This is a genomic window from Paralcaligenes ureilyticus, assembly GCF_004346225.1.
In the GTDB taxonomy this organism is placed as follows: Bacteria; Pseudomonadota; Gammaproteobacteria; order Burkholderiales; family Burkholderiaceae_B; genus Paralcaligenes; species Paralcaligenes ureilyticus.
In genome coordinates, this window is the sequence record NZ_SMAJ01000004.1 from 24,541 (window position 1) to 37,230 (window position 12,690).

General features: G+C 58.6%; 15 protein-coding genes. 6 read left to right on the plus strand and 9 right to left on the minus strand.

Annotated elements, in window-relative coordinates; translation table 11 throughout:
• The first annotated feature begins 66 nt into the window (after window positions 1-66).
• Complete coding sequence (locus tag EDC26_RS06885) at window positions 67-822, plus strand: SDR family NAD(P)-dependent oxidoreductase (RefSeq protein WP_132580878.1); 756 nt, start codon at window positions 67-69, stop codon at window positions 820-822.
• Here the strand turns inward: EDC26_RS06885 and mug are convergent.
• The 5 genes from mug to EDC26_RS06910 all read right to left on the minus strand — a co-directional run bounded on the left by mug (window position 780) and on the right by EDC26_RS06910 (window position 3,029).
• Complete coding sequence (gene mug, locus EDC26_RS06890) at window positions 780-1,322, minus strand: G/U mismatch-specific DNA glycosylase (RefSeq protein ID WP_132580880.1); 543 nt, start codon at window positions 1,320-1,322, stop codon at window positions 780-782. The genes EDC26_RS06885 and mug overlap by 43 nt on opposite strands.
• A gap of 11 nt (window positions 1,323-1,333) precedes the next feature.
• Window positions 1,334-1,657, minus strand: a complete 324-nt coding sequence (locus EDC26_RS06895) for a type II toxin-antitoxin system PemK/MazF family toxin (RefSeq protein ID WP_207915082.1) — start codon at window positions 1,655-1,657, stop codon at window positions 1,334-1,336.
• Entirely contained in the window at window positions 1,654-1,869 is a 216-nt protein-coding gene (locus EDC26_RS06900) for an antitoxin MazE family protein (protein ID WP_132580882.1), read from the minus strand. Before EDC26_RS06900 ends, EDC26_RS06895 begins: the two co-directional genes overlap by 4 nt.
• A gap of 178 nt (window positions 1,870-2,047) precedes the next feature.
• Window positions 2,048-2,290, minus strand: coding sequence for an AbrB/MazE/SpoVT family DNA-binding domain-containing protein (locus tag EDC26_RS06905; protein WP_132580884.1), 243 nt, complete (start codon window positions 2,288-2,290; stop codon window positions 2,048-2,050).
• Between the two features lie 109 nt (window positions 2,291-2,399).
• A complete protein-coding gene (locus EDC26_RS06910) occupies window positions 2,400-3,029 on the minus strand; it encodes a pseudouridine synthase (RefSeq protein WP_132580886.1) in 630 nt (209 codons plus the stop codon).
• A 228-nt stretch (window positions 3,030-3,257) separates the two neighbouring features.
• On the opposite strand from EDC26_RS06910, the gene EDC26_RS06915 reads away from it, so the two are divergent.
• Entirely contained in the window at window positions 3,258-4,016 is a 759-nt protein-coding gene (locus EDC26_RS06915) for a COG4705 family protein (RefSeq protein WP_132580888.1), read from the plus strand.
• 86 nt (window positions 4,017-4,102) lie between these two features.
• Here the strand turns inward: EDC26_RS06915 and EDC26_RS06920 are convergent, their stop codons facing one another.
• Both EDC26_RS06920 and EDC26_RS06925 read right to left on the minus strand, forming a co-directional pair.
• Window positions 4,103-5,731 carry a GMC family oxidoreductase gene (locus EDC26_RS06920; protein ID WP_132580890.1) on the minus strand — a complete coding sequence of 543 codons (1,629 nt, stop codon included), beginning with the start codon at window positions 5,729-5,731 and terminating at the stop codon, window positions 4,103-4,105.
• Between the two features lie 79 nt (window positions 5,732-5,810).
• A complete protein-coding gene (locus EDC26_RS06925; RefSeq protein WP_132580892.1) occupies window positions 5,811-6,605 on the minus strand; it encodes an N-acyl homoserine lactonase family protein in 795 nt (264 codons plus the stop codon).
• 278 nt (window positions 6,606-6,883) lie between these two features.
• Between EDC26_RS06925 and EDC26_RS06930 the strand changes: the two genes are divergently transcribed.
• The 4 genes from EDC26_RS06930 (at window position 6,884) to EDC26_RS06945 (ending at window position 10,595) form a co-directional block, all read left to right on the plus strand.
• Complete coding sequence (locus tag EDC26_RS06930) at window positions 6,884-7,699, plus strand: ABC transporter ATP-binding protein (protein ID WP_132580894.1); 816 nt, start codon at window positions 6,884-6,886, stop codon at window positions 7,697-7,699.
• Window positions 7,696-8,532 (plus strand): ABC transporter permease, encoded by an 837-nt coding sequence (locus EDC26_RS06935; protein ID WP_165930943.1) that lies wholly within the window; start codon window positions 7,696-7,698, stop codon window positions 8,530-8,532. Before EDC26_RS06930 ends, EDC26_RS06935 begins: the two co-directional genes overlap by 4 nt.
• A gap of 33 nt (window positions 8,533-8,565) precedes the next feature.
• On the plus strand, window positions 8,566-9,582 hold the full coding sequence (locus EDC26_RS06940) for an ABC transporter substrate-binding protein (RefSeq protein ID WP_132580898.1): 1,017 nt from the start codon (window positions 8,566-8,568) through the stop codon (window positions 9,580-9,582).
• Between the two features lie 80 nt (window positions 9,583-9,662).
• The gene (locus EDC26_RS06945; protein ID WP_132580900.1) at window positions 9,663-10,595 is read left to right on the plus strand and encodes a LysR substrate-binding domain-containing protein; all 933 of its coding nucleotides are present in this window, start codon (window positions 9,663-9,665) and stop codon (window positions 10,593-10,595) included.
• A 51-nt stretch (window positions 10,596-10,646) separates the two neighbouring features.
• On the opposite strand, the gene EDC26_RS06950 is transcribed toward EDC26_RS06945, so the two are convergent.
• Together EDC26_RS06950 and EDC26_RS06955 are read right to left on the minus strand one after the other, a co-directional pair.
• Window positions 10,647-10,967 (minus strand): YciI family protein, encoded by a 321-nt coding sequence (locus tag EDC26_RS06950; protein WP_165930944.1) that lies wholly within the window; start codon window positions 10,965-10,967, stop codon window positions 10,647-10,649.
• 11 nt (window positions 10,968-10,978) lie between these two features.
• On the minus strand, window positions 10,979-12,670 hold the full coding sequence (locus EDC26_RS06955; protein ID WP_132580904.1) for a thiamine pyrophosphate-binding protein: 1,692 nt from the start codon (window positions 12,668-12,670) through the stop codon (window positions 10,979-10,981).
• Between the last annotated feature and the right edge of the window lie 20 nt (window positions 12,671-12,690).

Here is a 12,690-nt window from a genome sequence, read left to right on the forward strand (position 1 = left end):
GCGGCCGGCTTGCGGAATGATGCACAAGCCAGGATTCGCATCGTTCTCGAGGAAGGAGGGGTATCCATGTTCGATTTGTCTGGACAGGTCGCGCTCATTACCGGTTCGTCGCGCGGAATCGGGTATGCGGCCGCCCGGGCTCTAGGCGGGCAAGGGGCCGTTGTGGTGATCAACGGCCGCGATCCTGCAGCGCTTGCGCAGGCCGCTACAGAATTGCGCGGCGAGGGCATAACCGTACATGCCCTGCCTTTCGATATGTCGGATATCGACCAGGCTGTCAAAGCCATCGATGAGGTATTGAAAACCGTCGGTAGAATCGATATCTTTTTTGCCAATGCCGGCATCCAGCACCGTGAACTTCTTTTGTCATTTCCCCTGCGGGAATTCGAACGTGTGATATTTGCGAATCTGACCTCGCAGTGGGCGCTGGGGCGGCACATTGCCCAAGGCATGGCAAGTCATGGTTATGGCCGTATTGTCTTCACCGGTTCGGTGACAGCGCTGCTGGGGCGGCAGGGTGTTACGGCCTACACAGCCGCCAAGGCCGCCCTGCACGGCCTGGTCAGGCAGTGGGCGGCCGAGTTGTCGGAGTCGGGCATTACCGTCAATGCTATTGCACCGGGCTACATCAAAACGGAGCTCACCAAGAACCTTTGGGATGACGCAAAGTTCACCGCTTGGCTGCAAGACCGGGTTCCGCAAAAAAGGTGGGGTGTGCCCGATGATCTGGCCTCCGCCCTGGTATTCATGGCCGCTCGCGAATCGGGGTTCGTAACCGGTCAGATCCTGGCTGTGGACGGCGGTATGTCGTCTACCATGTAGCCCGCTTCAAGATAAAGCTGCCGGTAGGCCTGTACGAGATCATCCAGCTTGAATGCGCGGTTCAACCCGCTGGGATTGGGCAGCACCCACGCCTTTGCGCCCGCGAAAGCGGCGGGCTGCGGCCCCCATTCGACCTTTCGCTGACCGGATATCGTCGAATAGGCGGCTTTGCCTAAAAAGGCGATGTGGCGCGGAGCGTACCGTTCAATTTTCTGCCCCAGTGCGGCCGAGGCGGCGAGGAATTCATGCCGGGATAGTTCGTCGGCGCGCACCGTAGGGCGTTCTACTGCCGTCGTCAGGCCGCAGCCATAGGTCAGCAGTGTGCGATCATTCTCGGCGCGTATCTGCTCCGGCGTGAATCCGGCCAGATGAATCACGCGCCAGAAGCGGTTGCTGCGGTTCGCGAAATGATGGCCGGCTGCCGCCGAGCCCAGGCCTGGATTGATGCCGCAAAAAACCACGGTCAGATCTTTTGCGATGATGTCTGGAAGCGTTTGCATTGGCGTGATGGTCACGCAATCCCGGTAACGACCAGTAAAGCCCGTTCCACCGCCCGCATTTTGTCCGCATCCAGGCGCCCGAAGGCCGCCCCGATTTTTGAGCGAGGCAGCGTGGCAACCTTGTCTACCATCACCTGGGAAATCACCTGTAGACCATTAAGCCTGTCGGCCTCGACGGTCACGCGAAACATGGCATCCCGTATTTCACTCGTTACCGGGCAAATCATCACACTATCCAACTCGTTAAGAAGGTCGGACTGGATGACTAGAGCAGGTCGGGGCTTGCCATAATTACCTTGCAATGACACTACAACGAAATCACCTCGATGGATCATTCCCAGCCCTTAATGTCGCTGGCTGCTGCCTCGGTGAAGGCAAGAACGTCAAGCTCGGCCGGGTCATTTTGCAAGGCACGGCACTGGCGTTTGATGCGGCTGGCAAAATCGGATGCACGAGTATCAGGAACCCATAGCTGAATTGGCCTCATGCCATTAGCACGCAATCGGGCACGATGTCGTGTCACTTTATCCGTTGATACATCGCTCATAAGGATTTCTTCCAAACCATAGAAAACATGGTTTCATGTTACCTTACGTGATACCTATAACGCAACTAATGCTTATTAGATATTAATGAACCGACGGTAGCTACCGTTCGAATTACTGGCCGCTACCGTGGGTGAGACGGTGGTATTGCGCGTTCCAGGGCGTTGGTGCCAAGGCCAATCATCGAGCGGAGGCCCCGCGCCGGGCAATCGCCGCGTTCATGGTCTTAATCGTGACGGTTTTCTTGGGTGCTCCAAACATGCCTTTGAGTTCTGTGACATCGCGTGTCGCCGCGACGAATTCATAGCGTCCTGGAGCCACCAGAACGAATTCGACGCGATCTCCTGCATCAACCTTCAGTTCGCGCCGAATATGGGCCGGGATGGTAATCTGGCCTTTGGATGTGAGTGTTGCAGCGGTCATGTCTAGCTCCATTTTCCTTACCACGAGGTAAGGAGTTGCCTGTGTCAAATTTATGCGCATACTTGGTGGACTCAGCCAGGATCGCTAATCCTGAACCACTACCGCCGGCTTACAACCAAGGAGGCGGAATTTCGCGCCACTGGCCGGGCAGCAGCCCATCGAGGCTCCACGGCCCGATCTGGATGCGCACCAAGCGCAAGGTGGGCAAATTCACCGCGGCAGTCATGCGCCGCACCTGGCGATTGCGCCCTTCGTAAATAATCAACTCCAGCCATTGGGTCGGTACACTCTTGCGAAAACGCACAGGAGGGTGGCGCTTCCATAATGGTGGCTCATCAAGCAAGCGGGCTTGGGCGGGCAGCGTGGGGCCGTCCTTGAGTTCGACGCCGGCACGCAGCTGTTGTAGCTGCTCCTCGGTTGGCTCGCCTTCCACCTGAACCCAATAGGTTTTTGCCATCCGGTATTTGGGTTGGGTGATGCGTGCCTGCAAACCGCCATCGTTGGTGAGCAGGACCAGGCCTTCGCTGTCGCGATCGAGCCGCCCGGCGGGATAGACATCGGGCACATCGACGAAATCCTTGAGCGTGGCCCGGCCCTGGTCGTCGTTGAACTGGGTCAGCACGTCGAAGGGCTTGTTCAGCACCAGCAAGCGGGGTTCGGCGGGGGGCGCTTTGGCAACGCGGCGCACAGCAGGTCTGCCAAGGCGAGGAGAGAGCGTTGAACGAGACGGGGACGGCATTCGGTAACCTTTGGTGAATAGGGGGTGAACCATCCCTGTAGATTCCGGTCTGACTGGATTTTGCAGAGAAAAATCCACAGTATGGGCCAGGTTTCGCGCCCAATCTCTGTTTCCATTTATGAACGATGGCCACCTATGTCTGGCCTAAGTGTAGCGGACCATACTTCGTGTTGATGGAAAACGGAATGGCGCAGCAGCCATAAAACGTGGAAATTAAATGGAGTCGATGTGAACAATTCAACTGTACGCGCCTTGAGCAAGGTTCCCGAGGTCACTTTGATTTTCTGGGTCATAAAAATTGCCGCCACCACGCTGGGTGAAACGGGCGGCGATTCGGTGACTATGTCGATGAATCTTGGGTACCTGGTCGGGACGGCGATCTTTGCGGTCATTTTCCTGGCTGCCGTGGCGGCTCAAATCAATGCAAAGGGCTTTCATCCGCTACTTTACTGGGTCACGATTATTGCAACGACAACTGTGGGAACCACGTTGGCCGATTTTGCGGACCGTTCCCTTGGAATTGGCTATGCCGGCGGGTCGTCCTTGTTGTTTATCCTGCTGATAGCGTCACTATTCATCTGGCATCGTTCGCTTGGTACGGTGTCGGTCGATACCGTCAGTTCTCCAAAAGCAGAGATGTTCTATTGGGTGACAGTCATGTTTTCTCAGACCCTGGGGACTGCGTTAGGTGACTGGACCGCCACCACGGCCGGGCTCGGCTACGGAGGCGGCGCCGTGGTATTTAGCGCGTTGCTGGCACTGGTGGCCGTGGCGTACTACCGAACAAAGATATCTCGTACTGCTCTGTTCTGGGCGGCGTTTATTCTTACGCGCCCACTGGGAGCGGTAGTTGGCGATTTTCTTGACAAGCCGCTTAATGCCGGGGGGCTGGCGTTGAGCCGCTATTCCGCTTCGGCTGCCCTGTTTGCATTTATGTTGACTTGCATTTTGTTTTTCAAGCAAAGGGCGGCAGAAAAGGCTCATTGACGTGCCGCGCCAATTGCCGATTTACTCAAGGTCCGCGAGCCAAATGGTTGCCGCTGAATAAATCCCGATCCTGGATTTCTGCCGTTTCAGCCCGCTTCGTCCTCGCGTATCATGGCGGCGGCCTTTTCGCCGATCAGGATGGCGGGCGCGTTGGTGTTGGGGGACACGAGCGACGGCATGATCGAAATGTCGGCCACACGCAGGTTTCGTACGCCTCGCACCCGAAGCCGATCATCCACGACAGCCTGTGGATCCACGCCCATCCTGCACGTGCCGATCGCATGCCAGGCCGTCTGCCCGGTTTGGCGTATGTATTCGATTAGATCGTCATCGGCGACGACTTCCGGGCCTGGCCTGGTTTCGCGCTTGATGAACGGCGCAAGGGACGGGCTGGCAGCAATCTTGCGCATGAGCTTGACGGCGCGCTTGTAGGTTTCGACATCGCCCGGATGGGTCAGGTAATTCACTTTCATGGCTGGGTGGGTCAGGGGATCAGCCTCTTTCATGTGGACACTGCCGCGCGATTCAGGCCGGATCTTGAATGTCCCAATCGAAAACCCCGAAAACGGATCGATACCTGCCGCCTTGCTGCGTGCCAGCCGGTCCTTGCCGCTGATCAGCGCAAGCTGGATTTTCAGATCAGGGCTTTCCAGGGAAGGATCGGAACGTGCCAGGGCATGAACCGTAGAGGAGGTGCCGCTTAGCAGCCCCCTGCGCGTGACGAAATATTTGACGCCCTCCCAGAAGCGCCACACGCGGCTCGTCATGATGTCGTTGATCGTGATCGGCTGGGTGCATTCATAGCTGAAGCGGAATTGCAGATGCTCGCTGAGGTTCTCCCCCACCTTCGGGTTCGCTGCGACGACGGGAATGCCGAATTTTGCCAATAGCGCGGGGTCTCCGACTCCGGACAATTCCAGCAGATGCGGAGATTTGATGGTGCCGCAGGACAGCACCACCTCGCGACGCGCTCTGGCCTGCTTTTTCTGCCCGCCTTGGACGTATTCGACGCCAACCGCCCGCGTTCCGTTAAACAGTACGCGGGTTGCGGTCGAATTTGTCAATATAGTTAGGTTCGGACGCGACGATGCGGGCCGCAGGTAGGCCGTCGCAGCGCTGCAGCGCCAGCCGTTTCGAATACTTTGCTGTAGATAGCCCACGCCTTCGAACTTGCGGCCGTTGTAATCGTCGTTCTCGGGAATGCCGGCCTCTATACAGGCCTTGCGATACGCCTCGGAAAGCGGATCGGGATCCCAGATGCCGCGGTTGATGATTTTCATGGGGCCGCCGCGGCCGCGGACTGTCGGATCGCCAGGGGGGTAATCCTCCAGCTTTTTGTAAAAAGGCAGTACGTCTTCGAAGGCCCATCCGCGGTTACCTTGGGCCCGCCAACGGTCGAATTCTTCGGGCTCCCCGCGTACCCAGGCCAGGCCGTTCACCGAGCCCGATCCACCCAGTACCTTGCCGCGCAGCTGCGAAATCGTCTTGCCGTGCAGTTGTTCTTCCGGCTCGGTGAAGAAGGGCCAAATCAGTTTCTGATTGGGTAGGATCTTGCCCACGCCCAGTGGTATGTGTATCCAGAGATTCCGGGTGTCCGTCGAACCCGCTTCGATAATCAGGACGCGGCAATCCGGTCGTTCGGACAGGCGCGTGGCGAGCACGCAGCCGGAAGATCCGGCACCCACAACGATGTAATCAAATTCCGTAGTATTCATGTGCGAGGGTGTGCGTAAGTTGGGGAATGGCCTGGGCCCGCGCTGACCACGAACCGCAAGACCGCTGGAATCATGATCGTCATGCGCTGTGCAGCGGTTCGGCATCGAGTCGCACGATGCCGTCCACACCGGGCACCGCCAGGGGAAACCGCCGCAGAACCAGGGGATCGTGGCCTGGAATGATGAGGTTCTCCGCGCTGGCCAGTTCCCTGAGCCGCGCATAGGCTTCCAGGCTGTCCGGTACATTGGTCAGGAAGGGGAATGGCCGTCCCTGCTCCATGTTGGCGTAATAGTGGGCGACGTCGGAAGCCAGCACCATGTAGCCGCGCCGCGTATAGACGCGGACACATTGAATGCCGTCGGTATGGCCGCCCATGTGGTGCACGGAAATACCGGGTGCGATTTCGCGCGCGCCGTCGTGAAAGCGCACCCGCCCCGCGAATACGCGGCGCACCATCTGGACCACGTCTCCCTCCTCATAAGGAAGCCGCATGCAGCAATGACACATCGCCCTGCCCGTGGCGTAGGCCATTTCACGGTCCTGCAGATGAAAGGTCGCGTTCGGGAACAGATGATGATTTCCGGCATGGTCGTGATGCAGGTGCGTCACGATGACGTCGCGGACTTTCTCGTGGCTGATGCCGAGGGTCTGCAAGGCGCTTTCGGGCGCAAGAAGGAATTCCCGTCCCCTTTTCTTTGCCATCGCCTGGTCAAAGCCGGTATCCACGATATACACAATATCAGGCCCCTTGATGGCCCAGAGGAAATAATCCATGGGCATGGGGCCGTCGTCCGCATCGCCGCCAAGAAAATTCTGGCTCGCCCGTCGCTCGTGATGCGCATAGCGAATTGCGTAGACCTCGTATGGGTGCATCTTGATCTCCACCTTCGTAATTCATCTAATGATGAAACGAATGATCATCCCGCGCGGCGAAGGGGCGCAAAGTATATCTGTTATTTGCTTGGTTTCAGGGCCGGCTACTTGCCAATGCTCGGGTGTGGTGGCAGATTAGATAACATTGCGGGTCTGCGCATCGGCAAGACATTCGAAGAACCCGGCACCTCTTGGCAAGGCAGCCTTGGCGCAACAACAAAGGACTGCCGTCAACGGCAGCAAGAATCACTACATGAACACTCAAGGATGGAGGCAACATGAGAGTAGGGAGTCATCAGGAAGAGGCAAATAGCCGGCACGAGGCGCACGTGTGCATCCGCGATCTGGAGCATCGTTTTCCCTCCGGTTTGACGGCTGTGAATGATGTGAGCCTGAACGTCGGGGTCGGCGAACTGGTGGTCATCGTCGGGCCGAGCGGCTGTGGCAAGACGACCATACTCAATGTGGTTGCCGGCCTGCTGCCCATTCAGAAAGGCGATGTTCTGATCAAAGGAAGTGTGCCGCTGGCGGGCCGCAAGGATACCGCCTACATGTTTGCCCAGGACGCGCTGCTGCCCTGGCGCACAGTCATGGAGAACGTCGTCTTCGGCGTCGAGGTGCGCGTGGGCAAAAGCAGCATCGATTCGAAAACCAGGGACAAGGCGCGCACCATCATCGCCAACGTTGGGTTGAAGGGGTTCGAGGATGCCTATCCGCGCCAGCTTTCGCATGGCATGCGGCAACGCGTGGCGTTGGCTCGAACCTTCATGATGGACAGCCCGTTGCTGCTCATGGACGAACCGTTCGGCGCCCTGGATGCCCACACCAAACTGACGCTCGAACAGGAACTGCTGCGTTTGTGGGAACAGAGCCGCCGCACAGTCCTTTTCATTACCCACGATCTTGCGGAGGCCATTTTCCTGGCCGACCGCATACTGGTGTGTTCCGCGCGGCCCGGCCATATCGTATCCGAGATCGAAGTTCCCTTTCCGCGCCCGCGCGACCTCAACGCGTTGCAGCAGTGCGAGGAGTACCACCGGCTTTATCAACGCATATGGGTCGATCTCTCCAAGGAAATGGTGAAGCAAGTATGAATGACTCTCTTTCACTGAGCCGGGCTGAATCCCCGCCATCGCCCGCAAAGAAGAAATGCTGCAGGACATTGGGACTCTACGTGGGGCGACTGTGCATTGGCCTCGGGTTTTGCGCACTCTGGTGGGCGCTGGTGTATTTTGGCGTCATTCCGAGGTTTTTCGTCAGCACGCCAGACGCCGTGGTCCGCTATCTGTGGGACAACCTGGGCGGAGAACTGGTGCCCAACGGCCTGGATACCCTGTCCGCCATGCTGATCGCATTTGCCCTGTCGGGCATCACCGGCATCATGGGCGGCTTGCTCCTGGTGGAAGTTCCGCTGCTGCGACGCTTGATCGACCCCTACCTCACGGGGCTCAACAGCATGCCGCGAATCGCGCTCGCACCCATCTTCATCCTGTGGTTCGGCATCGGCATAGGCTCCAAAGTGGCGCTGGCGTTCTCGCTGGGTTTTTTCATCGTGCTCAACAGCACAATCGCCGGCGTGAGGAACATCGACCCGGTCCTCATGCGCCTGAGTCATACGCTGGGTTGTTCGGGCATACAGCGGTTCTGGAAGATCACGCTTCCCTGGGCTGTGCCCAGTGTGTTCGCGGGGCTGAAACTCGCGCTGATCTATTCCTTTCTGGGTGTGGTCACGAGCGAAATGATCGCCTCGCGCTCGGGCCTGGGTTATCTGGTCATGTATTACTCCGGCATCTTCCGGATGGATGCAATTCTGGGGATTCTGTTCATCATGGCCCTGGCTGCAATCGCGATCACCATGATCGCGGATGCGATAGAAGCAAAACTGGTGGGCAACTGGACCGAACCCCTGACGCGCACCGGCGTTTAACTGAAATCACACCAACCAGGAGACACTACAAACATGGCTCATGCTCTCAAAACCAAGGCCACCTTCACGGTGGCGGCCCTTGCACTGTCGTCGCTCAGCGTTGCAACGCACGCCAAGGAAATCAAGATCGGTTATTACGCTGGCGCAGTGATGACGATACCCAGCTGGATCGCCGTAGCCAAAGGGTTCTATGCCGACCAGGGCCTGGAACCCACGCTGATACCTGTTGCCAGCGGCCCGCTGATGTCATCCAATACCGCCAGCGGTGCGATCGACATCGGCTACAACTCGCCCAGCAATGTAGGCCTTACTCGGGAACAGGGTTTCAACCAATCCATCGTGCTGGGCAACATGATCATGCCTATCGTGATCCTGGCGCGCTCTGGCGTGAAAACACCGCATCTAGGCAAGTATCCGGACATTTTCCGGGATATGAAGGGGCTGAATATCGGATCCTACGGGCGTGGCTCCGATATCGAAAACATCATGCGCGTGATGGTGTCCGATGCCGGCCTCAACCCGGGCAAGGACGTGACCTGGATTGGCGTGGGCCCTCCGCCCACAGGTCTGCCCGCTTTGCAGACCGGCCGTGTCGATGTCTATGGAACCACGATGCCGGCTTCCGAAGTAGCCGTCGCCGCCGGTTATGGCAAAATCATCGTGGACATGCGTAAGGGCGAGGGGCCTGGCGACTTCCGCAACTCCGTATACAGCATCCTGCTTGCTTCGAGCAGCCGGCTGCAGAAAGAGCCGGAACTGTTCAAGAAAGTGATCGAAGCCCACAAACGCGCCTTCTGCTGGCTGAAAGATCCCAAGAATCTGATCGAGGCCGAGAAGATCATCAAGTCCAAAATGCCCGTCGCCGGGTTGTCGGACAAGCAATACAGTGACTTGGTGAAAAACGCGATCGGTCTCGTGACCGTGAAGTACCCGGCTTCAGGATTGCAGGGCTGGAACAATGTCATGGTCAAGGGCGGCATTCTGAAGCAGCCCATTCCCGACAGCGTGGTCTGGGATCAGGCACCCAAGGAGGACCCGTCATGTAGCTGAGTTCTCCCTGCCGGGAATAGTCTATTTTCCTATAGGCCGTGTACACTGGCAGGCCGAACCCGCATCGCCTTGTCCCGATCATGTTCAAGTCATCCACCGCGAACTACCTGAATCTGGAACACTTGTTCTGGTTTACCCGGATCGTGGAGGCGGGGGGCCTGCATCGGGCCAGCACCGCGTTCGTTGTCCCATTGAACATCCTGGAGCAGCGGGTACGAGATCTGGGCCGCGAGCTCGGCGTGGAATTGTTCACGATCAAAGGCAGCACCGAGGTTCTTACCGAGGCCGGCACGCGACTCTACGAGCATGCGGTCGATCTGCTGTCTCGAACCCGTACGGCGTGCAACCAGGTCGAGCGGGTTGCACGCAACCCTGCGGAAATGGCCATCGTCGGCCTTCCCCCTACGCTGGCCCTCTCGCTGACGGCTGCCATGTCGCGCGAATTCCGCAAGGCGCTGCCAACCGCCAAGCTGCGATTCGTTGAAGGCATGAGCGGGTATATTCGCGAATGGCTGGCTACCGGGCGGATCGATGTCGGGGTGTTGTACGACTCGCCCAACGTGCTGGGAGAAAAGCTCTGGAAGGAGGCGCTCTATGTTATAGGCGACCCCTCCCTGTTGCCCGAAAACGGCGACTTTCCGTTTACCGGGCTCGGCTCGCTGCCGCTGATCCTGCCCAGCCCGGCGCACGGCCTGCGCCTGCTCATCAATCGCTATGCCGAACAGCACTCGATGAAGCTGAACGTCATCCTGGAGGCGAGCAGCCTCAACATGACGCTGGATCTTGTCGCGCAAAAGCTTGGTTGCACCATACTGCCCCACACCGTTCTGTGCGATACGCATCCGGTCTACGCGGGCCTAAGATGCCGGATGCTGACGAATCCGTCCATTTACCGCGGCATCGTGCTCGCCACGTCCACCAACAAACCTGTATCGCCCGCTATACGCGCCCTGCTCCAGGTGGCACGCGCGGAAATCCGCCGACTGAATTCGGCAAACCAGCTTTTGTGCTGATTGCTGTTCAGCCGGCGGGCTTCACAACGCCGGCCGGGTGCCGCTACCGCATCAATCCGGAGCAAATGGGTTCGGGTCGGTAATCTGCCGGTAGTCAAAGAACACGCGCCGCCATCTCGTTACCTCCATCGTTTCGTACAGGCCGGCCGGAACGAAAGGATCCGCATTCGCAAAAAGCTCGGCCTCTGCCCTGTCTGCAACATTGACGATCAGCAGGCCGCCCTGGACATGCTGGTTCCGGTCGTCGACCTTGCCGCCGGCCGCAAGAATAATATGCTCGTTGTCTTTGAGCCAGGCAATGCGTCGAGCCCGAAGTTCGTCGCGCTTATGTTCCAGCCCGGGTTTGTCGTTGGCGATGATCAGGAAATACAAGGTGCGTCTCCTCAGGATTTTGCGGCCCGGTGCTTGAACGAATCGCTGCGGAAACTCACGATGGAATCGGGGTCAACCTTGACATGGACAATGGAAGGCAGACCCGATTTCAGGGCTTCACGCACGGCGTCTGCGGTTTCGCCCGGCTCGGTAGTGCGCACACCGAAACCGCCGCAACTGCGGGCGAATTCATCATAGGGTGGACTGGTGATATCGGCGCCGATATAGCGCTTGCCATAGAAATCGCGCTGATAGGCTTTTTCCGCGCCCCAACAACCGTTATCCATGACCACGGTAACCGTCGGGATGTCATGCTGTATCGCGGTGGTGAACTCGGTCATGCCGATGCCGAATCCACCATCGCCCATCAAGGAAACCACCGGACGGTCGGGCGCGGCCAGCTTTGCCCCGATGCCGGCGGCAAAAGACATTCCCACAAGCCCGAAATCCAGCGGGGTGATTAGCGAAGGCGGCTCGAAATAACTGAGCTGGTCCGTGGCCTGCATACACAGCGTTCCCGCATCCAGCGTAATGATTGCATCGCGCGGCATCACCGATCGCAGCTCCGCAAACACCTGTGCGGGATTCAGGGGGGTGTTCTTGCTGGCGCCTAGTTCGGCGCGCTTGTCCAGCAAGGCCTTGCGGTCTTTCAAAAAGCGTTCGTTGCGGGCGCGCCACGGCGCCTGTGATGCATCGAACCCTTCGAGTGCCTTCAGCAGGGCGGCGGTCGCCAGGCCGGCGTCTGCGACCACCCCCAGCTCGATGGGATAGTAGCGCCCCACGGCCAGTGGATCGATATCTATATGCACGATCTTCGCGGATGGGCTGAAGTTCTCTTCGAAGAAAGTCGTGTTGAAGCCTAGGCGGGTGCCGATGGCCAGAATCAGGTCTGCGTCGTGCGCCAGGCCGCTGGCCACCGCATTGCCGCGCGGCCCTGCCTGCCCCGCGAACAAGGGGTGGTCATTGGGTACGACGTCTGTGTTGCCGGCCGAAGCCGCAACCGGTATGCCGGTCTTTTCGGACAGCGCGACCAGGTCGGCGCTGGCTCTTGCCGCCTTGATCCCGCCGCCCGAAATGATGAGCGGCGCGTTCGCCTTGCGGATGAGCTGCACGATCTGATCGATCTGTGCGGGGGCGGGCGTGCCCAGATGTATGTTTGGACGCGGATCCCACATCTTCTGCGGCGTCTCCACGGACTGCGCGAATAGATCGCGTGGAATGTTCAGGACCACGGGGCCCTTGCGACCGAGCGATGCATAGCGGAAAGCCTCGCGCACGAATTCCGGAATACGGTCGACCTTGGGCACGTTCCAGGTTCGCTTTGTAATGGGGGAGAACAGTCCATGCTGGTCAAACTCCTGCAAGGTGTCCCGGCCTATGTGCGAACTGGAAACCAGGCCTGTAATGGCGACGACCGGCGAAAACGCCAGGCTTGCCTGTATCAGGCCCGTGACGAGATTCGATGAACCCGGTCCCGCCTGGCCTGCCAGTATCACGCCCGGTTGGCCCGAAATCCGGCCATAGCCGTCTGCCATATGTGTTCCGGAACGTTCGTCCCGCACTCCGATATAGCGGATGGTAGGATGCTCAAAGAGCGCATCGTAGACTTCCATCGTCGAAGAACCGAGAAGCCCGAATACATGCCGGACTCCCGCCTCTTCGAGCGCCGCAACGAGCGCCTCTCCACCTGTATTCATTGCCATGCTTTATTCTCCAATTAAAA